This is a genomic window from Flavobacterium sp. ACN6 (assembly GCF_002304005.1).
Classification (GTDB): domain Bacteria; phylum Bacteroidota; class Bacteroidia; order Flavobacteriales; family Flavobacteriaceae; genus Flavobacterium.
Window position 1 is genome coordinate 100732 of sequence record NZ_MRCQ01000016.1, and the last position, 20902, is coordinate 121633.

Below are 20902 nucleotides of genomic sequence, written 5' to 3' on the forward strand. Positions count from 1 at the left end.
TAAGTTTTTTTTAGAAAACTAGCAATCCAAAGTCTATGTTTTTAATTTGAGTTTTGTAAACCTGTCAGGTTTAATTTTACATACAAAGAGCTACAACCAAATCAATTAACTTTATTCCGATAAAAGGAACAATCAATCCGCCTAAACCATACATCAAAAGATTTCTTTTAAGGATTGCACTTGCTCCAATTGGTTTGTAATCAACGCCTCTCAACGCAAGCGGAATCAAGATCGGAATGATAATCGCATTGAAAATTACAGCCGATAAAATAGCACTTTCCGGACTATGCAAATGCATAATATTTAAACCTTGCAAAGCGGGAATCGCAGTAATAAAAAGTGCAGGAACGATAGCAAAATATTTGGCAACGTCATTCGCAATTGAGAACGTCGTTAAAGTTCCGCGAGTCATTAAAAGCTGTTTTCCAATTTCGATAATCTCAATAAGTTTTGTTGGGTCATTGTCAAGATCGACCATGTTTCCGGCTTCTTTTGCCGCTTGAGTGCCGCTGTTCATGGCAACACCCACATTGGCTTGCGCAAGGGCAGGAGCGTCGTTGGTTCCGTCGCCCATCATGGCAACAAGTTTACCCAAGTTTTGTTCGTTTTTGATGTAGTTCATTTTATCCTCAGGCTTTGCTTCGGCAATAAAATCATCAACACCTGCAGCCTCAGCGATAAACTTCGCCGTAAGCGGATTATCTCCGGTAACCATCACCGTTTTTACACCCATTTTTCTCAATCGGTCAAAACGTTCTTTCATTCCCGTTTTAATAATATCCTGCAATTCGATCACACCTTGAACCTGATTGTTTTTTATCACAACCAAGGGTGTTCCTCCGTTTGTCGAAATGTCAATTACTTTTTGAGCCGTATCTTCCGGAAATGAATTCCCAGCTTGAAGTGCAATGTTTTTTGCAGCATCTTGCGCACCTTTTCTAATATTGGTTCCGTCTTTTAAAACGACTCCAGAAGTTCTGGTTTCTGCGGTAAATTTGATTGTATGTGAAATATTTTCTGTAAAATGTGAAATGTCTTCTTGCATTTTACCATTTAAATTGATCGTATTACTCAATTCAATAATACTTTTTCCTTCTGGAGTATCATCTGCAAGCGAACTTAATACGGCAGATTTTATAAAATCATCCAAGGAAATTCCTTTTGTCGGATAAAAATTGGTTGCTTTTCTGTTTCCAATGGTGATAGTTCCAGTTTTATCCAAAAGCAATACATCAATATCTCCGGCAGTTTCAACCGCTTTTCCAGATTTTGTAATTACGTTTGCACGCAAAGCCCTGTCCATTCCCGCAATACCAATTGCTGATAATAAACCTCCAATTGTCGTTGGAATCAAACAAACAAAAAGTGCAATAAAAGCCGCAATCGTAATGGGTGCGTTGGCATAGTCGGCAAACGGTTTTAGCGTAACGCACACAATCACGAAGATTAAAGTAAATGCGGCTAATAAAATGGTCAAAGCGATTTCGTTTGGTGTTTTCTGACGGCTTGCACCTTCAACCAAAGCAATCATTTTATCTAGAAAACTTTCGCCAGGTTCTGAGGTTACAATTACTTTAATTTTATCAGACAGTACTTTTGTTCCTCCGGTTACAGACGATTTATCACCGCCGGCTTCGCGAATCACAGGAGCACTTTCTCCGGTAATGGCGCTTTCGTCGATAGTGGCTAAACCTTCGATAATTTCACCGTCAGTTGCAATTAAATCACCGGCTTCGCAAACGAAAATATCTCCTTTTTTCAATTCAGATGAACTGATGTTTTTGATTTCTCCGTTAGGTAAAATTTGTCTCGCTGGAGTTTCTTCACGCGTTTTTCTTAAACTGTCAGCTTGCGCTTTTCCTCTGGCTTCAGCAATTGCTTCGGCAAAATTCGCAAATAAAAGTGTTGCCAGTAAAATTAAAAACACAATTAAATTATACGTGAAACTGCCTTGATCTGTTGCTCCCATTAATATGGAAACACAAACGGCAAACATGATCGCAGTTCCTATTTCTACGGTAAACATTACCGGATTTTTGATCATCAATTTTGGATTCAATTTGACAAAAGATTGCACTAGGGCTTCTTTTACCTGTTTGCTTTCAAATAATGATGCGGATTTATTAGTTGTCATTTTTAGATTATTTTGTTTAACTGATTTAAACACTTAGAGATAAAATTGTAAATACGAATGCTATGAAACATAGCCCACTGTTTCAACCGTGGGAGCGCAATATATTAACACAATCCTTATCGTCTCCGTGTCTCCCACGGTTGAAACCGCGGGCTATATTGAAATACATTACGTTTTAGATAATTAGATTCTATATTTCTATGTGTTTAAATTTTCAGCATTGAAAAATGAGTTATTATTTGATTGTAAAATATTCAGCTAATGGACCTAGCGCCAAAGCAGGAAAGAATGATAAAGCAGCAATAATGGCAATCACAGCGAAAACCATTATTCCAAAAATTGTAGTATCCGTTTTTAAAGTTCCCGCACTTTCAGGAATGTATTTTTTGTTTGCCAATAAACCTGCAATTGCCAATGGGCCGATAATCGGAATGAAACGGCTTAACAATAAAACAATTCCTGTAGAGATATTCCAGAACGGATTGTTATCTCCTAAACCTTCAAATCCAGAACCATTGTTGGCAGCGCTCGAAGTATATTCGTATAACATTTCAGAGAATCCGTGATTTCCAGGATTGTTTAGCCAGCCTGTTGCATTTCCGCTAAACCAATAACCCATTGCAGTATCATGTGCAGCAAAATAAGATGCTAAAGCTGTTCCTGCTAATATCAATAAAGGATGAAGAATAGCGATGAAAGCAGCGATTTTAACTTCCCGTGCTTCGATTTTCTTTCCTAAAAATTCAGGAGTTCGACCAACCATTAATCCGGAAATAAATACAGCCAGAATAATGAAAATATAAAAGTTGAGGTAACCCACGCCACAGCCTCCGTAGAAGGCATTGACCATCATGGCCAATAATTGCATCGCTCCAGAAACCGGCATCGCACTATCGTGCATACTATTTACAGAACCTGTAGAAATTACGGTTGTAGCAATACTCCAGAATCCTGAAATTGCGGGTCCAAACCGAACTTCTTTTCCTTCCATAGCTCCAGCTGCCTGAGCGATTCCCATTTTTTCAATGGCAGGATTTCCGTTAAGTTCGCTTGAGATTGTTGGAATTACTAATAGTAAGAATCCAACCGTCATTACACCAAAAATGATATGAGAGAATTTTCTTTTGTTCAGGAAAAATCCAAGTGCAAAAATCATCGCAAACGGAATAATCATTTGCGCCCAAAGTTCAACGGCATTTGTTGCATAAGTTGGGTTTTCTAACGGATGTGCCGAATTAGCTCCAAAAAAACCACCTCCATTTGTACCAATATGTTTAATCGCAATAAAAGCTGCTGCTGGTCCGCGCGAAACTTCTACATGATCACCTTGAAGAGTTGTAATAGTATCTTTTCCTTCAAAAGTCATTGGAGTACCGCTGAAAACTAAAACAACAGCAACAATTGCAGAAAGAGGCAATAAAATACGGGTACAGCTTTTGATGAAATAGTTGTAGAAATTCCCTAATTTATCGGTACTTCTTTCTCTCATTGCAGTAAAAACCATTGCCGCAGCTGCGATTCCGACACCAGCAGAAACAAATTGCAGGAACATTAAAACCATTTGAGATAAATAAGAAACACCGCTTTCGCCAGAATAATGCTGTAAATCGCAATTGACTAAAAATGAAATGGAGGTATTAAATGCCAGATCAGGCGTCATCGATGGATTATTATCTGGGTTTAATGGTAAAGAACCTTGAAACAATAAGACAAAAAAACAAAGAAAGAACCAAACCATGTTAATGCTCAAAAGAGCTTTTAAGTGTTGTTTCCAGTTCATTTCTTCATTGGAATTAATTCCGCTGATTTTGAAAATAAATTTTTCAATTGGATTGAAAATTGGGTCAAGAAGTGTTTTATCTCCCAAGAAAACTTTAGCAATATATTTTCCTAAAGGAATTGCCAAAACAATGGTGAGGATAAAAATACCAATGACGCCTAATAATTCTGTATTCATATATTTAATTTTAGATTGTTGATTTTAGATTTTAGATTTTTTGAGACAATCTTAAATTCTAAAAATTCATTTTTAAAATTTTTCGGGTTTGATTAATACGTAAATCAAATAGACGAAAACGGCGATTGAAATAATAAATAGTGCAGTCATGATTTAGATTTTTTCAAAAAATTCAACTGATTTAAAACAAATCGCAAACAGCAAAACAGCCAATGCGAGTAAAAGAAAAGTGATCATATAATTTATTTTAGATTTTAGATTTTAGAGTTCAGATTTTAGATTTTCCGATTAAACAATTAAACAGTTAACCGATTAAACTTTTACACGCCAGACGCATTAACCTGCTTGATATATTCTGCTTTAAGCGTTTGTGGAAAAAGATGTGAAATATTGCAGTGACGCACTTCCATAAAAGAAGAAACTGAGAAAACATACACATTAGAAATGGCATTTTTAGTTTCGATGCTTCCCGTTATAAACAAACGTTCGGCAAGAGCTAAGCATTTTTTTGCACGAACGATGTTGCCGGAAATAATAGATTTTTTGGTTATCTCGGCAAAACGTTCCGCTTGTTTGTAGATTGAGGTGACTTGATTTTTCATTTGGATGAAATTTTAATGTTCTTCCTCCTTATGCCAAAAGATGTTCCGAAAAAGTCAAGTTACAGTTAAAGTGCTGTCAATAAAAGGAATGTGGTTTTGTGCCAAAAAATGCGCATAAAAAAAGCTTATCATTTTGATAAGCTTTTCTCGTTTTGATATGTTATTGTCAAGCGCCGGAGGAGCGAAATATTTATAGAAATAAAGAATCATAGTCATCAGAGCCCCAAGCGGGGTGAAAAATTTTTTTGGATTGTGTAGGTGTCGCTCCGCTGGAGCTTTACATCATTGGCAATAAATAATTCTATAAATATTTCGCTTCTCTGAAGCTTTAAAAATTGAATTTGACATTGTTATTTTACTTGAGATTTGGAATTTAAATTTTGGAATTTTCAATCCCATATTCTTCCAATTTTCTATATAAAGTCGCAATTCCAATTTCCAACAATCTGGCCGTTTCCGCTTTATTGCCTTTAGTATAATTCAAAACCTTTTGTATATGAAGTTTCTCAATACTTTGCATAGAGAAAGCCGACATTGATTTGGTAGGTTTTTCTGGCTGATGCTGCATTTCATAAGGCAGAACATCTGAAGTTAAAGTATCGCCAGTACTCAAAATAACCGATCTTTCGATGATGTTTTTAAGTTCGCGAATATTTCCCGGCCAAGAATAATTTTCTAATTTCTCCAAAAAATCATCGGCTATATTTAAAGTTTTTTTATTTGTTTTTTCAGAAAACTGCTTGACGAAATAATTCGCCAATAGTGCAATGTCTTTGATTCTTTCTTTTAGAGAAGGTAATTTGATTTCAAAGATATTCAAACGGAAATACAAATCAGAACGGAAACGGTGTTCTTCACTTTCTGTTTTTAAATCTCGGTTTGTAGCGGCAATTAATCTGAAATTTGATTTTTTTGGAGTGGTATCGCCAACCGGAATATATTCGGAAGTTTCTAAAACACGCAGTAATTTGGCCTGAAGATCAATTGGCATTTCACCAATTTCATCCAAAAATAGAGTACCGCCGTTGGCTTCTTCGATAAAACCTTTTTTATCTTTTAAAGCTCCGGTAAAAGCACCTTGTTTATGACCAAATAGTTCGCTTTCTAAAATTTCTTTACTGAAAGTACTGCAGTTTAGCGCCACAAATGATTTGCCAACGCGAAGGCTGTTTTCATGAATTGCCTGTGCAAAAACTTCTTTTCCAGTTCCAGTTTCGCCGGTTAGTAAAACTGTCGAATCTGTTTTAGCGACTTTTTGTGCGAGATCAATAACCTGTTCAATTCCTTTTGATTTCCCTATAATGGTGTTGAAAGAATATTTCTTGCCAATACGTTTTTCGAGCTGTTGCACTTTTTTCTGCAACTGTACTTTTTCTACCGCTTTATAAAGAAGCGGAATAATTTTATCGTTATCATCGCCTTTTACAATATAATCAAAAGCACCATTTTTCATGGCCTGAACGCCGTCTGGAATATTTCCGAAAGCGGTTAGCAGAATAACTTCTACTAAAGGAAAATTTTCTTTTATATTTTGCAGAAAATCAACGCCGTTTCCATCAGGGAGTTTTACATCACACAAAACCACATCAATATCAGTTTGTTCGAGTTTTTTAAAACCTGATTTTAAATCTTTGGCTTCAAAAACTTCAAATCCTTCCGATTTTATAATACGCGCCAGCAGACTTCTAAGTTTTTCTTCGTCGTCTATAATTAAAATTTTGTATGTCATTTAAGGAAAAAGCTAGAACCGAAATTTATTTTCGTGATACAAATTTAGGTTTTAAATCATTTGCCTTTTTTGATTCAGAGGAAATTCTTGCGAAAATTCGATTTTCAAAACGGTTCCGTTATTATTTTCGATGCTTAATTTTCCGTCAAGATCATCGGTTAAACCTTTTATTAGCATCATTCCGAATGAGTTTGCTTTTTTATCGCTTTCGTCTAAATCAAAACCAATTCCGTTATCAGAAATTGTCAGGAGGTAGTGATTTTCGGCTTTGGTTTCCAGCGTTACGTAAATCATTCCGGTTCGATCTTCGGGAAAAGCATATTTAATTGAATTTGTAATTGCTTCATTTAAAATCAATCCAAGCGGAACTGCGTGTGCCACATCCAATTCAAGCGGATCTACTTTTACATCAAAACGAATTCTTTGCCCAAGCGAAAAAGATTCTCGTAAATATTCGACCAATTCCTTAATGTAATTGGGCATATTAATTGTTGAAATATTTTCTGAGCTATATAATTTTTGATGAATTAAAGACATGGAATGAATCCTGTGCTGACTGTTTTTTATCGCCGATAAAGCCATATCATTATCCAAATAAGCCGATTGCGAATTCAAAAGACTAATGACTGTCTGCAGATTATTTTTCACCCGATGGTGAATTTCTTTCAAAAGCCATTCTTTCTCATCCAGTAAATGTTTCAAATTAATGTTTTTCTGGTTGATCTCTTTTTCCTTGATTTCAAGTTTGGTGTGATTTCGTTGTTTTAAGCGATATCTGTTAAATAATAACGCAATGATAATCAGTAATAAAACCAAACTCCAAATCGATACGCTATTTAAAAGCTTAGATTTTTGAAGTTCGCTTTTTTGCAATTTATCCTGATTGTTTAAAAGCTTAATTTTTTGTTCTTTATTGGCCGTTTCATATTGAATTTTAAGTTCATCGATTTGTTTGTTTTTGTCAACTCCATGAACAGAATCGGTTATTTTTTTATAATCCTGAAAATGCACTAAAGCATCTTTATAATTTCCTTTAATAGAATCTGTTTTATACAATAAAAGCTGAAGCGCTTCTGAATTATAAGTTGTGTCTTTAGTTCTCATAAGAGTAAAAACCTTATCAGCATAAAATTTGGCCTCTTCTGGTTTTTTGATCCTGATATAAAATAACGCTATAATCGTATACTCATGAATAACTTCTCTAAATGTTTCGGGGCTATTTAAGTGACCAGCGTAATAAGCCGTTTCTTTAAAATACTTTTCGGCCCGAGCAAAATCTTTTAATACTTCATAACAATTAGCCTTAATATATGCAACAGACATTTTATCGAAAATGCTTTTAGGAGGATATTTTTCTGTCATTGAATTAATGTAGCCAATAGCTTCTTTCGTTTTTCCTTTTAAGGATAAAGCAGCTACAGCGCTGTAAAAACTTTTATACCAAGTTCCAGTGTCAATTGTCTGTCGGCCTATATCTATGCTTTTCTTGTATAATTCTAATGCTTCTTCATGATGACCATAATGGTTATAAACATCACCCAAACGCATATAAAAAACATCTCCAAAAGTATAGTCCTTTTCAACATCCATTCTTTTTACACTTTTCAAGGCATAATATAAAGCCGTTTGTATATTGTGCTGAAATAATTCAATATAAACAATTGTTGTTTCTGCAAACTGCTGATGTGTGAAATTGATTTTTCGTAAATCGGCTAAATTTTGGTATAACCTTTTTTTGGCCTCATTTATTTTTCTTCCCCAAAAATAAATAGTAGTAATCTTCATGTAATTTTCGATTCTTTTCTCTTCCATTCCTAAAGACGCATAAAGCGAAACGGCTTCCTGCAGGATCTTTTCTTTTTCGGGATCAAGATTAAATAAAAGAGTTCCGTAAGCATCTATCGCTTCGGCAAGACCTCGTTTGTCATTTTGTTTTCGGCATTCATTTATAACTTTTGCAAAACAATTTTTACCTTCAATCGGATTATTGGCCTGATAGTAATATTTACCTAACAATAGTAAACTTTGCTGCTGCCATTTTTTTATTTTAAGCTGCTTACTGGCGGCAACAGCTTGCTTTATATATAAGTCTGCATTTTTTAAATCCTGTGGTTTCATACTAGGTTTAAATAAATAAAAACTTCCTAACTGAAGCAATAGTTTGATTCTGTCTTCTCCTTTTGATTTAGCTAAAAGTTTTTGTACAGAATTGATATCGCCTTTCTGGATTAAATCATTTCCAATTAGTTTAGCATCATCATAAAAACCCTCATCGTAACTTAACGAAACAGGGAGTTTGTAAGCTTTGCATGCGACAACTACGGCACTGTCGACATCAATTGCACCTTGATTGGCATTGTACAAATACATCGATGAGGCTTGTATCAATAATCTTTTTTTAGGAAGATCATATTTGGCAACTGCTGGAGCTAGTTGTGCCAAAGATGAAGTGGTAACGAATAAAAGCAAATAGTAAATAACGAATCGCTTCATAATTTGTTAAATATTAGGTTTTTGGATGGTTTTTGGTAAAACAAATATAGAAATAAAGAAGTTCGCTTTTTTTGAAAAATATCAAGAAAATTCACATTAAATATGGTTTTTTTGGTACAATTTTTTCAAAACACTGAAATTACTGAGGTTATTTAACTATTTTTATAGCAGTGAATTACGGGATTATAATATAAATAATACTACATTTATGGGAACCTTGTCTGATAAAAGCCCTCAATCTGACGAAAATGACTTTCAAAAACAAATTTTAATTGTAGAAGATCAATTTATTGAAGCGCATGATTTGCAATTAATTCTCGAAAAAGCAAATTATAAAGTGATCGGGATTGTGCGTTCGGTAGATCAAGCTTTGGATGTAATTCAGACCCAGAAACCAGATTTGGTATTTGTTGATATTATGCTCAAAGGAGATAAAAACGGAATCGAACTGGCGCACGTTTTAAAAGAAAAAAATATCGGCTTTATTTTTATTTCTGCCAATTCAAGCAAGAGAATTTTGGATCAGGCGAAAACAACACATCCATACGGATTTATTGTAAAACCGTTTAGAGAACAGGATATTTTGACCACTCTCGAAATTGCTTTTTACAGACAAGAATACAGTCTTGAATCGCAGTTAATGCAGCAGTTAGAATTGAAAAACGAGATTACAGAAATAATCAATTCCAATCTCAAACTCGAAGAAGCTTTACTGGCTTTTGCCAAAATCATTCAGACTTTTGTTTGTTTTGATTATTTAGAGGCTGGGTTTGTAAGTGCAGATGAATATTCTAATCTCGGAATCATCAGAAAAAATATCGATCAATATCAAATTATTAACGTACAAAAGCTTTCGCAGATTGCTGATATCTCTATAAAAGAATTAAACGAAACTTATATAAAATCGCAGATTGATCTAAAACCTGTTGTTTACAGTGAAGAATCGCTGATTAATAATTTTCAGTCGGCACCAATAAAAGGAATTATTTCACATAATTTCGGAATCAAATCGTATTTGGTTTTTCCGCTTTCGATTGCAATTTCGGAGCGTTTTTGCTTGACTTTTTACAGCCGTAATTTCAATATTTATTCAAATGAAAATCTGAAATTATTATCTAATCTTGAAAATACATTTTCAAAATTTATTTCTCGTTTTTATTCGCCTGCCACACTAATTACAGAGATAAAAGAAGTTCCTGTTAAAAGGGAAAAAGTTGAAAATATAAAAACTGGTTTTGAGGGAATAATTGGAAATAGTTCTCAAATGGTAACGGTTTTTAATTACATCAAAAAAGTAGCACCGTCTGATACTTCGGTTTTAATTTTAGGCGAAAGCGGAACGGGAAAAGAAAAAATTGCCAAAAGCATTCATGATTTATCACCTCGAAAAGACAAACCGCTTATCATTATAAACTGTGGCGCTATTCCTGAAAACCTAGCAGAATCATTATTGTTCGGACATGAAAAAGGGGCTTTTACGGGCGCTTCGGAAAAGCGGATTGGTAAATTTGAACTGGCAAACGGCGGAACTATTTTCCTTGATGAAATAGGAGAGATGCCTTTAGAACTTCAGGTAAAATTACTGCGTGTATTGCAAGAACGTGAAATAGAACGCGTTGGAGGCCTTATGCCCATAAAAATTGATGTTAGAATTATTGCCGCAACCAATAAAAACCTCGAAGAAGAAGTGGCAGCCGGACGTTTTAGAATGGATTTGTATTATCGTCTGCATGTTTTTCCAATTTTAGTTCCTTCGCTTAAAAAGAGAAAAGAAGATATTCCAGAATTGGCAGATCATTTTATAAAAGTATACAGCGATCGCATGAATCGAAAAATACCAATACTTTCTGATAATGCCTTACAGCAAATTACAAGTTACGACTGGCCGGGAAACATCAGGGAATTGGAGCATCTTATACAGCGTACGTTATTGTTGACGGAAGGAAATACGATTAAAACAGTTGAATTTTCACCTTCATCAAAAATGCATCCGCAACAAAATATGGATTCATTTTCAATTAAAACTATTTTAGAGAATGAACGGGATTACATTTTATATATCCTTAAGAAATGTAACGGAAAAATATCAGGCGCAGGCGGAGCAGCCGAAATTCTGGATATTCATCCTTCCACTTTAAATTCAAAAATTAAAAAGTTAGAAATTAAGCGGGAAATAAGTTAATCTACTGTAAAAAATATAACACATAGAAACATAGTTTTTTCTCTAACTAAAAAGAAAATGAAAAGAAACTAGTTTCTAACACGTAGTTAGCTTTGTATGTTAACGCAAGTGAAACGCCTTTTAGCGGTAATACACACTAGGTTTCTATGTGTTTAATTACAATTTCAAATTACTTTTTCAATCCATTTTGCAATACTTTCCGCCACTTCCTGCCATTCGTAATGAAGAATTACAAAATGATTTTTGTTTTTAAATTCTTTATAACAAGTTATGGAATGTAAATTTCTATGTTTTCTAAAATTCCAATTAACCAATTTTGGCGGAATAATTTCATCTTTAGAAGAAGAAATAAAGAAAAGCGGAATATGTTTTTTTCTAAAATTGATTTTTGCTTGTTTTGAAAACAAATTACGCAAAGCTTTTTTAGATTCGGGAATAACGAATTTATCATATTCTGTTTTTTGTTCTTGATTTGATATGTCGTTAAAAAACAAATTCTTCCAATTTTCAAACGATAAAAGTAAAGTTTTTTTAGAAGAAAAAATCGCGCAAGAAAAGCATAAAATGATTTTATAAAATGAAAATTTTAAAACCGTAAAGCCTTTTGGCGGAAAAGAATTAATGCAGATTCCCGCTTCGGCTAAATCTTTCTGAACCAGTAATTGTACCAAAAGTCCGCCGTAGGAATGTCCCACTAAAATAGGTTTCTCAGGAAGTTTTTCTATGATTTCGGTATAATAACACAAAAGATCAAATAAACTGATAGACCCAATTTTCACACGCAGATTTTGCTCTCTTAAATTTGCAGCGCTATCATTTTTATGAAGCCACGGAGGCGCCACAACTTTATATCCTTTATTTTCAAAAAAAGTGAGCCATTTCCCCCAATACAAATGGCTCACAAAAGCTCCCGAAATAAATACTATCGTTTTGGTACTTGAAAGATACATAACAGGATTTTTAGATAAATGGTGAAATGCAAACGATATGCCTCTTTGCAAAGTGTTGATTTTTATGAGTTTAAAGTAGTGTTGTTCCTTTTCGAATTATTATATTTCGTTAAATACTTTTTGTGGTATTGAAATATCAATTTTTATTGGGGTAAAAACGGATTTTTATTTTTTATTATTAAAAAAATCAAATCTGCGTCAATCAGCGTTTTCGCAAAGCGAATCTGTTTTATCCGCGCTCAATTGATCAAATGAATTTATGTTTAAAGAAAATGTACCTTTAGAAAATCTAACCCTGACCTTTAAAATGAAAATACCACATAACGAGATAAAACCACTTTTATTCACTTTAGTTCTGCTGATTATTTCGGTTTCTTTTTCTTTTGCAAATGATTTTAATGCTAAAAAAGATTCCACAAAGGCTAAAACTATTTCGTTTAGAATCAAATTAAAATCGGATAGTAAAGTCAAAATAAAACCGGCGCCTTTAAAATTCAATAAACATTTCGCCTATAGTTTTACGCTTGACGATGGATACAGATCAGCTTATTTAACAGCATTTCCATTATTGAATGGCGGAAAAATAAGCAGTCCAAACCAAAGCGAATGGAAAATCGATCAAGGCGGCGACGGAACAATTTCAAAAGGACTTTTCTATTCAGACGGATTCGGAAATAAAATTCCGTTTAAATTGGCTCTGGCAGTCAACGGCGGTTCAATTGGTGATTTACCAACAAACCGCGGACATCTTTCCTGGCCAGAAATAACGGAAATGTACAATGCTGGCTGGGATATTTTGAATCACAGTTTTCATCATGCAACAAAACACGGCACGAATTATTCGACAGAAGTAACCGAAAATACCACTTCGATAAAACAAAATCTTGATTTTACAATGTCTCATTTTGTAGTTCCAGGCGGAGAAGGCGATCCAGATTACCATTTAGAATATGAGAAAGAAGCACTTGCTAATGGATTTTTTTCTGTTGCATCTTATAAAGGAGTTGGTCCAGTTTTTAACGTTGATTCTAAAATGAATTTAGATAAAATGATTTCTGCGAGAACTTTTGTGCAGAGTTCAAAAGACACAACCAGTTTTGAAACAATGGATCGTTATTTAAAAACCATAGATTCGATTGTTAAACAATCCAATACAGTTTGGTTTAACGAATTTACACACGGAACAGGAAATGGAAATCTGTGGAATTTAAGCATGCGTTTTCCTGATTTTAAATATTATATGACAACGCTTTCTAATCAATACGGCGTAAAAGGAAACGATTCCATCTGGATGGCGCCGTGGCAGGAAGTCTACGAATATATTTGGTTAAGAGACAGAATTAAAGTCGAGTACAAGCAGACTAATAAAGAAATTGAAGTGACAATCGCGTTACCTGAAATTCCAGAAACATTCAGAAATCGCGATATTTCATTAGTAATTGATACCTCTTCAAAATTTGAAATCGAATCCAACAAAGATTTAAAAATAAAAGACGACGGAAAAACAACTCATAAACAGATTTTAATTCAATGGAAATAATCCAATTAATCTGTGGCTAAAAAAAATAAACACATAGAAACATAGTTTTTGCAACTGGTAAAAGGCGTTTTATAGCTATGTGTTAGAAACTAGTTTCTTTTAATCTTCTTTTTAAGATAGAGAGAAAACTATGTTTCTATGTGTTTAAATAATTACAAACTAACCAATTTCCTTTTCGTTGTCTTTTATAAAAGTATCTATATTCATTAAATATGGATCAATAACAATGCGTTGAGGTTTTGTTTTAAGTTTAATTTTACCTTCGATTTTATTGTTTTTTATAAGGAAAGTATAATGGAATAACTTTCGGTTTTCATCGTAAATTCCAATATTGATTGTTGAGTCGTTTGTAATTTGTGTTCGTACTCCAGTTGCATTTTCCTGATATTTTTCAGAAACAGCTTTAAAAGAAACTTCATAAAAACCATTTTTTTTAATGCTTGTAACCGATTCTATTTTTGAAGAATAGGTAATAATCTGCTTAAACATTTCATCTAATTTAGAATGCAGTTTTTTATCCGTTACGGCATAAATCTCTTTCAATAAATCCTCAGCATCGGGAAACGGATTTGGATATTTATACTGATGTAGAAAATTTTTCAAAGCCAGATTTACTTTTTCTTCCCCAATTAACATTCGCAATTGATGCATTATAATCATTCCTTTGTCATAAGGTAAATGCGGCGTGTCGTAATTGGTTTTGTATAAAGGCGTTTCAGGATCATAACTTCTGGCGCTTAAATATAAATCGAGATGAATTTTTAGAGTTTCCAGCGCTTTTTCCAAACCATGTTCTTTTTCATATAACATCAGCTCTGTATACTGCGCCAAAGTTTCGGTCAAAATCCAGCTTCCTTCCTTTTGTTCCGGACTTATCTGCGCATTTCCCCACCACTCGTGAGACATTTCATGAGCCGTTAATTGGTTAATTACATCTTCTTTGTCTTTATTGGTAAGATCGCTGTAAAAACCAAAATTCTCTTTCATAAAAACTGTCGACGGATAGGAAGTCGCAGCAAATCCATCGGCGAAAGCAGAAACTTCGGCGTAGCGAATGGATTTATACGGATATTTTCCAAAATTACTTTGACAATAATCTAACGTATTCTGTACATCCTGAATTAACTTTTCAATGTTTCTAGAATGTCTTTTATCATAAAAAACTTCAATCGAAATACCTTTATAATTTGTTTTTTTGATTTGACATTCCGCGGAAGCGAAAGCAAATCGAAACGGAATCTTGCCATTTGATTGATAATGAAAATAATTGCGGTTATTTTTCTTCCATTTTCCAATTAAATCTCCAACACCAATTGCAGTTTGATTTTCTGAAGTTGAAACAACAGCATCATAATCAACAAAATCATATTTGATTTCCGATTTATCTTCCAGTTTTTTAAGAGGCATCTGAGGTTTTAAATGTCTTTTGGTTCGTTCTTTTTTACTGCTGATTTCATTCGATTCTTGATAACCAAAAAGAGGAAAGTAGCGGCTTATACGCATAAAAGAACCATTTTCGATTATTGAATTGAATGGCGTATGTCCTTTAAATGGCGACCATGATGACTCAAATGAAAAGTTTATTTTCATTTTTTGCTGCGGTAACAAAGGTTTTTTAAGGCGATACCAATAATGATGGAATGTTGAAACATCATCTAGTTTTTTAGAATTCGGAATCTCAATAGAAGTCAGTTTAGAATTTCGATCTATATATAGGAGTAAACTATCAATTGGTTTTTCAGAATTATTGATTAACTCATAACTGCCTTTAACTTCATAGCGGTTTTCTTCTGGAAATAAATCGACTTTACTTTTTACTGAAACAATTGTAGGCTGTGCCAGATTTGTATATTTTTTGAATGGATTTTCATATTTTTCGCTCCAGTTATTCTGATCTTCTTCGGTTAAATATGGATATTCGATGTTAATTTTATAAAAAAGGTAACTTCCAAAACCAATAAAAAGGATGATTCCAAAACCTAAAGTTGTTTTTTGAATAATATTAAATGAATTTCTTCGAAAGGTTTTTACTATTGAAGCACTCCTTTTCCATAAAATCCCTGTCAAAGTCAGCAGAATTAAAGCCAATCCGAAATTGTACAACATCGAAATATGAAAAGGAAAAGTATATCTTCCGAAACCATTCAAATCAAAATATTCTGTTTTAAAAGCATTTCCAAATCGTAATAATGGATGTGAAATCCCCAATTGTTCTCCAATTCCAGTACAAAACAAAATGCAGACAAAAGCAGCAATTGAAAGTCCGATATATTTATTTTTAATAAAAGTCTGAATCGCAATAATCATTATTGAAATCAACAACAACGGAAATCCCAGATAATAATATAAAGAAAGATAAAGACCAATTTCGATTGGAGCATTAGCATTGGCAAACTGAAATCCGCATCCAATCAAAATACTGATACTAATAAGGATTAATGGAATTATAAAAAGTGACGTCAATTTCGCCAATATAACTGCAAATTGAGAATAAGGCGCTGTATTCTCCAGCATTTCAAATTTCGAATTCTCACTTCGGTTTAATAATTCACTGCTATAAAAAAGAAGAATCAAGATCAGAATAAAAGGCAGGCGGTCCATTATGGTTGTAAGCAACAAAGCGGTATCGGTAATTTTTTCCGCTAATCGAATGCCACCGTCAATTTCATCCGAAATCTCAATCATTAACAATCCCGAAAATAAGAGAACAATCAACAAAAACGGAATTCCTTTTAGAATCAAAAAAATATCCATTTTAATATTACTTTTAAAAATAGCAAAATTATGTCTGAAAGTTTTGAATTCGATGTTTTTAGGAATTTCCGAAGAAAGCACATTTAATTCTTTGGAAATAATTTTAGGCGTTTTGACTTTTTTGGTTTTCGTTTTTCGGAAAGAAAACAATCGATACGAAATAAAAAGTAAAAGCATCGAAACCAAAATCCAAAGAATCCGATTGAATAAAAAGTTCCCCGAAAGCGAAACCAGTTCTGTGTTTTTTTCAATCGCTGTCCAATATCTCGTTTGTTCTAAAAAAGCAGCCAAACCAAACGGATCTATTTTTGCTGCCAGAGACATGGCTTTCGCCGAAGATGGAGAAGCATTCGCAAATAGGGGAGAATTAGAAAAAATCGAACCCGCAATATATAAGATGTAAATTAGTAAACCACCAACATAAATGAAAAGTTTACTTCTTGTAAGCCAGGCTAAAGCTGTGAGAATAGAAAGACACAAGAAAATATTGGGAATCACTATGATCAAATACGGCCAGACATAATTTATAATTTCAAAAGGTCCAAGTTCACTTTTTTCAAGCCATGACATTTGATGCCCAACGATCATTCCGATAATAAACATTCCGAAAGAAACTACAGCAATTATAAATGCGGTAATGAATTTACTTGCCAAATAATGAAACTTAGAAATAGGAGAGGAGAAAATAATCGAATCGAATTTCGTTTCATATTCCTTTAAAAAACTTTGCGCTGTTTGAAGTGTAATCGAAAATATTGTCATTAACGAAATCAGCCCAATCGCATACGCAAGCACAAACGGACTATTTTTATAAGCGCCTGAAAACGAAAAGTTCGCAAAAGCACTCACAAAAAATCCTAATATTAAATAAATAATAAATGTGGCATAAAACGTCCAGCTTCTGGTATTGTTATGCCATTCAAATTGAATTAATTTAGAAAGCATAACTTTAATTTTTAAGTTGATTTTGATTTAAAACACTAAAATAGACATCGCTCAAATCTGGCGAGATTAATTCGAAACCAGAATCAGGTCTTTCATTTGAGAATACATGAATATTGATTCTACCTGAATTTAAATGTGATGAAATGATATTAAAGTTCAATTTGTGATCGTTTAATTCATGTTTTTGAATCGCCTTCATCCAGATTTTATCTTTTAAAGAATCAATTGCTTCGTTTGGTTTTCCTTCCAAAATCAATTTTCCATTCGAGATAATTGCCATTTTCGGACATAAATCACGAACGTCTTCTACAATGTGAGTCGAAAGAACTACAATAATGCTTTCACCAATTTCACTCAGCAGATTATTGAATCGGTTTCTTTCCTCTGGATCAAGTCCTGCTGTTGGTTCATCTACAATAATAATCTTGGGATTTCCCAGCAAAGCCTGCGCAATGCCAAACCTTTGTCGCATACCGCCAGAAAAAGAATGAACCGCCTTGTCTTTATGCTGCAGTAAATTAGTCTGCTGCAACAAATACAAAATTTGATCGTGGCGTTCCCTCTTGTTGACGATTCCCTTTAAAACCGCCAGATGATCCAGAAGTCGATAAGCAGAAATTTTAGGATAAACGCCAAATTCCTGTGGCAGGTAACCCAGATTTTGCCTAACATACATTGGATTTTCCAGAATATTAATTCCGTTAAACTCGATAATTCCAGAAGTCGGTTCCTGCAAAGCCGCAATAGTTCGCATTAAGCTTGACTTTCCTGCGCCGTTTGGACCTAATAAGCCAAACATTCCGTTTGTAATTTCAAGCGATAAATGGTCAATCGCTTTCGTACCGTCCTCGTACGTTTTGCTTAGATTTTTGATTGATAAACTGTTCATTTTTTGATTGATTTTGATGATTAAATTAAATTATGATGTGAAAAATTTAGGCAATAGAATACCTCTCGGCTTCAAAAACCGATTTATTATATTTAGAAATTAAGATTTAGAAGAAAGCTATTCCGCCGAGTATTCTAAAATATCGCCAGGCTGGCAGTCTAATATTTTACAAATAGCTTCGAGCGTGTCAAATCGGATTCCTTTTGCTTTTCCAGTTTTTAGAATCGATAAATTAGCAGGTGTAATATTTAGTTTTTCTGCCAACTCTTTACTCTGCATCTTGCGTTTGGCAAGCATTACATCAACATTTACAATTATTGGCATAGTTATATAAATAAGTCTTGTTCGTTCTGAAGGTTTAAACCTTGTTTAAAAATCGCTGCTAAAAAGTAGGCGAAAACCCCAAGCATTCCGTGCAGCAAGATAAAAATGGATACTTCATTGTCCAGCGGAACAAAAAAGAAAGCCACAAAAATTACACTAATTGGAATCAATAAATTGGATAAATAGAAACGCCTTAAATGGGAAATTCCATTTGGAGTAAATAATTTCGGTTGATAAAATACCTTAAAAACATTACTGCTTAATAAAAAGAAAAGTCCATATAAACTCAAAGGAGCCAAAAAATCAAAAAGAATATACGGCACATTATAATCACCAAGCATTAACGGATGAGAAGTAAAAGGATAACAAACCTGAAAATACCTTCCGTTGTCCTTAAATGTCAAAAATAATCCTGTTAGCAAAGTAAAAACAGAATATAAGGCCAGAAAGAAATAAATAACAGCCAAAAATCGAGTAAAGTAAAATAGTATTTTTGATACAATATGAGTTGTCTTCATAAACTGAAAAGTTAAATTGATATTGCAAATGTATAATTAATTATCGTAAAACAATAATTAATTATTAAAAATTCTGCTTCTTAGCTCTTTTAAGAATATTATAATTCTATTAACATTAGAAAACAAAACGCATCCATATAAATGAGTTAATTTTGTATACTAGCATTTTTTTATATGAAAAACCCAATTTCGGTCTCTTTATTAGACCTAGCTATCATCACTCAGGATAGCAATGCCTCAGAAACATTTCAAAAAACAAAAGACATAGCGCAATTAGCAGATAATTTAGGATACAAGCGATTTTGGCTGGCCGAACATCACAATATGGCACATGTTGCCAGTACAGCAACAGTTGTTTTGATTGGTTATGTAGCAAGTCAGACAAAAAATATCCGCGTAGGTTCTGGCGGAATCATGCTGCCGAATCACTCTCCTTTAGTAGTTGCCGAGCAATTCGGAACCCTTGAAACACTTTATCCAAACCGAATCGATTTAGGTTTAGGAAGAGCCCCAGGAACAGATCAGCCAACTGCAGAAGCAATTCGAAAAGATTTTTTTGAGCAGGCACAGCGTTTTCCGCAAAATGTAAGCAAACTGCAAGGGTATTTTTCTTCAGAAAATGAAACAGGAAAAGTACGTGCATTCCCAGCCGAAGGTTTAAAAGTCCCAATCTGGATTCTAGGATCAAGTATGGACAGCGCAGCATTAGCAGCAGCTTACGGATTACCTTATGCATTCGCTGGACATTTTGCTCCTAAGCTGATGATTCAGGCATTTGAATTTTACCGCGAAAATTTCCAGCCTTCAGAATATTTAGACAAACCCAAAACAATGGCCTGTCTTAATATCATTGCAGCAGATACAAACGAAGAAGCAGAACTATTATCTACAAGTTTACATCAAATGTTTCTGAACTTAATTAGAAACGACCGCAAAGGTTTACAGCCGCCCGTTCCATCATTGGATGACATTATGAACGAACAAGAGCGTTTCCATGTAAACCAAATGACAGCAGGAACCTTTACAGGAAACAAAGAACAATTAATAACCGATTTGAAAAAGTTCATAGACTACGCCAGAATCGACGAGCTTATGGTAACAAGCCCAATCTTCGACCATCAGGCAAAACTAAAAAGCATTGAGATCACAAAAGAAGTAATCGACAGTTTAAATGAAAGTATACATATATAAGTATACATATATATAAAGAGTAGATTTCATTCACACAACCCGACAGGTTTTAAAACCTGTCGGGTTTACTTTTTTATATACCTATATATATGTATAAAATTAATTAAAATCCAATTTTCCGTAGAGACGCACAGCAGTGCGTCTTATGCGTAACGCAGGTGTTATTAAAAATCCGATTTGTTAATCAAAATCAATGTCAGGCTGAGCGAAGTCGAAGCCCGCGTCCCATATCCCACAATCCAGACAAATGGAGTTTGGATTTTAAAAAATTGGAATTTAATTTTAATAAGGAGCTGTTTCCCGCTAGGGCAGTAGTTTTCAAAAGAAACAGAGTGTAATAACAGCAACAAAACGAATATAAAAGAAAAATATAAGCCTTCTGGTCTCCGCGGGATTCATAAAACGACAGAAAAACAAAACTTTGAGCCATTGCGCCTTCGCGGCAAAATGAACTAAATCCCTGTAAAACCTGTAAATTCGCAAAAACCACCTTTTGAAAAACGCTGAAAATGTAGAAATAACAGCGTGATGAAGAAAAAACTGACAATGATTCAAAAAAAAATAAAATGTAAATAAGCAGTTATCAGAGTGTTAAGAAAAAAGCGTTTAAAACATGGAAAAAATATAAAAAAAAGGCTTGTAAATGTAAATAAAGGTGGTACTTTTGCACCCGCAACAACGACAAACGTTCACT

The 20902-nt window shown here is 33.9% G+C and carries 14 protein-coding genes; 3 read left to right on the forward strand and 11 right to left on the reverse strand.

Going from position 1 to position 20902, the window contains the following annotated elements; translation table 11 throughout:
* Window positions 1–76: 76 nt before the first annotated feature.
* The 6 genes from kdpB to BSF42_RS19970 form a co-directional block, all read right to left on the reverse strand.
* Complete coding sequence (kdpB, locus tag BSF42_RS19945; RefSeq protein ID WP_095954851.1) at window positions 77–2134, reverse strand: potassium-transporting ATPase subunit KdpB; 2058 nt, start codon at window positions 2132–2134, stop codon at window positions 77–79.
* Between the two features lie 235 nt (window positions 2135–2369).
* Complete coding sequence (kdpA, locus tag BSF42_RS19950; RefSeq protein ID WP_095954852.1) at window positions 2370–4091, reverse strand: potassium-transporting ATPase subunit KdpA; 1722 nt, start codon at window positions 4089–4091, stop codon at window positions 2370–2372.
* Window positions 4092–4163: 72 nt separating this feature from the next.
* Window positions 4164–4241 (reverse strand): K(+)-transporting ATPase subunit F, encoded by a 78-nt coding sequence (gene kdpF, locus BSF42_RS19955; protein WP_073099479.1) that lies wholly within the window; start codon window positions 4239–4241, stop codon window positions 4164–4166.
* 170 nt (window positions 4242–4411) lie between these two features.
* Window positions 4412–4693: a hypothetical protein gene (locus tag BSF42_RS19960; protein ID WP_026730398.1), complete on the reverse strand. Its 282-nt coding sequence runs from the start codon at window positions 4691–4693 to the stop codon at window positions 4412–4414.
* Between the two features lie 373 nt (window positions 4694–5066).
* Complete coding sequence (locus tag BSF42_RS19965; RefSeq protein WP_095954853.1) at window positions 5067–6422, reverse strand: sigma-54 dependent transcriptional regulator; 1356 nt, start codon at window positions 6420–6422, stop codon at window positions 5067–5069.
* A gap of 51 nt (window positions 6423–6473) precedes the next feature.
* A complete protein-coding gene (locus BSF42_RS19970) occupies window positions 6474–8915 on the reverse strand; it encodes a sensor histidine kinase (protein ID WP_095954854.1) in 2442 nt (813 codons plus the stop codon).
* A gap of 208 nt (window positions 8916–9123) precedes the next feature.
* On the opposite strand from BSF42_RS19970, the gene BSF42_RS19975 reads away from it, so the two are divergent.
* On the forward strand, window positions 9124–11097 hold the full coding sequence (locus BSF42_RS19975; protein WP_095954855.1) for a sigma 54-interacting response regulator: 1974 nt from the start codon (window positions 9124–9126) through the stop codon (window positions 11095–11097).
* Between the two features lie 164 nt (window positions 11098–11261).
* Here the strand turns inward: BSF42_RS19975 and BSF42_RS19980 are convergent, their stop codons facing one another.
* The gene (locus BSF42_RS19980; RefSeq protein ID WP_095954856.1) at window positions 11262–12047 is read right to left on the reverse strand and encodes an alpha/beta fold hydrolase; all 786 of its coding nucleotides are present in this window, start codon (window positions 12045–12047) and stop codon (window positions 11262–11264) included.
* Window positions 12048–12354: 307 nt separating this feature from the next.
* On the opposite strand from BSF42_RS19980, the gene BSF42_RS19985 reads away from it, so the two are divergent.
* Window positions 12355–13587 (forward strand): polysaccharide deacetylase family protein, encoded by a 1233-nt coding sequence (locus tag BSF42_RS19985; RefSeq protein WP_172426727.1) that lies wholly within the window; start codon window positions 12355–12357, stop codon window positions 13585–13587.
* Between the two features lie 159 nt (window positions 13588–13746).
* Here the strand turns inward: BSF42_RS19985 and BSF42_RS19990 are convergent, their stop codons facing one another.
* The 4 genes from BSF42_RS19990 to BSF42_RS20005 all read right to left on the reverse strand — a co-directional run bounded on the left by BSF42_RS19990 (window position 13747) and on the right by BSF42_RS20005 (window position 19017).
* Window positions 13747–17286: a M1 family aminopeptidase gene (locus BSF42_RS19990; protein WP_095954858.1), complete on the reverse strand. Its 3540-nt coding sequence runs from the start codon at window positions 17284–17286 to the stop codon at window positions 13747–13749.
* Between the two features lie 4 nt (window positions 17287–17290).
* Window positions 17291–18175: an ABC transporter ATP-binding protein gene (locus BSF42_RS19995; RefSeq protein ID WP_095954859.1), complete on the reverse strand. Its 885-nt coding sequence runs from the start codon at window positions 18173–18175 to the stop codon at window positions 17291–17293.
* Between the two features lie 117 nt (window positions 18176–18292).
* Entirely contained in the window at window positions 18293–18499 is a 207-nt protein-coding gene (locus BSF42_RS20000) for a helix-turn-helix transcriptional regulator (RefSeq protein WP_095954860.1), read from the reverse strand.
* A 2-nt stretch (window positions 18500–18501) separates the two neighbouring features.
* Window positions 18502–19017 carry a DUF2975 domain-containing protein gene (locus tag BSF42_RS20005; protein WP_095954861.1) on the reverse strand — a complete coding sequence of 172 codons (516 nt, stop codon included), beginning with the start codon at window positions 19015–19017 and terminating at the stop codon, window positions 18502–18504.
* A 174-nt stretch (window positions 19018–19191) separates the two neighbouring features.
* Here BSF42_RS20005 and BSF42_RS20010 point away from each other — a divergent pair, with 174 nt between their 5' ends.
* Entirely contained in the window at window positions 19192–20208 is a 1017-nt protein-coding gene (locus BSF42_RS20010; RefSeq protein ID WP_095954862.1) for an LLM class flavin-dependent oxidoreductase, read from the forward strand.
* The last annotated feature ends 694 nt before the right edge of the window (window positions 20209–20902 follow it).

Coding starts and splice junctions, on each gene's coding strand:
- kdpB (WP_095954851.1), bottom strand. CDS start 2,134: ATGACAACTAATAAATCCGCATCATTATTTGAAAGCAAACAGGTAAAA.
- kdpA (WP_095954852.1), bottom strand. CDS start 4,091: ATGAATACAGAATTATTAGGCGTCATTGGTATTTTTATCCTCACCATT.
- kdpF (WP_073099479.1), bottom strand. CDS start 4,241: ATGACTGCACTATTTATTATTTCAATCGCCGTTTTCGTCTATTTGATT.
- BSF42_RS19960 (WP_026730398.1), bottom strand. CDS start 4,693: ATGAAAAATCAAGTCACCTCAATCTACAAACAAGCGGAACGTTTTGCC.
- BSF42_RS19965 (WP_095954853.1), bottom strand. CDS start 6,422: ATGACATACAAAATTTTAATTATAGACGACGAAGAAAAACTTAGAAGT.
- BSF42_RS19970 (WP_095954854.1), bottom strand. CDS start 8,915: ATGAAGCGATTCGTTATTTACTATTTGCTTTTATTCGTTACCACTTCA.
- BSF42_RS19975 (WP_095954855.1), top strand. CDS start 9,124: ATGGGAACCTTGTCTGATAAAAGCCCTCAATCTGACGAAAATGACTTT.
- BSF42_RS19980 (WP_095954856.1), bottom strand. CDS start 12,047: ATGTATCTTTCAAGTACCAAAACGATAGTATTTATTTCGGGAGCTTTT.
- BSF42_RS19985 (WP_172426727.1), top strand. CDS start 12,355: ATGAAAATACCACATAACGAGATAAAACCACTTTTATTCACTTTAGTT.
- BSF42_RS19990 (WP_095954858.1), bottom strand. CDS start 17,286: ATGCTTTCTAAATTAATTCAATTTGAATGGCATAACAATACCAGAAGC.
- BSF42_RS19995 (WP_095954859.1), bottom strand. CDS start 18,175: ATGAACAGTTTATCAATCAAAAATCTAAGCAAAACGTACGAGGACGGT.
- BSF42_RS20000 (WP_095954860.1), bottom strand. CDS start 18,499: ATGCCAATAATTGTAAATGTTGATGTAATGCTTGCCAAACGCAAGATG.
- BSF42_RS20005 (WP_095954861.1), bottom strand. CDS start 19,017: ATGAAGACAACTCATATTGTATCAAAAATACTATTTTACTTTACTCGA.
- BSF42_RS20010 (WP_095954862.1), top strand. CDS start 19,192: ATGAAAAACCCAATTTCGGTCTCTTTATTAGACCTAGCTATCATCACT.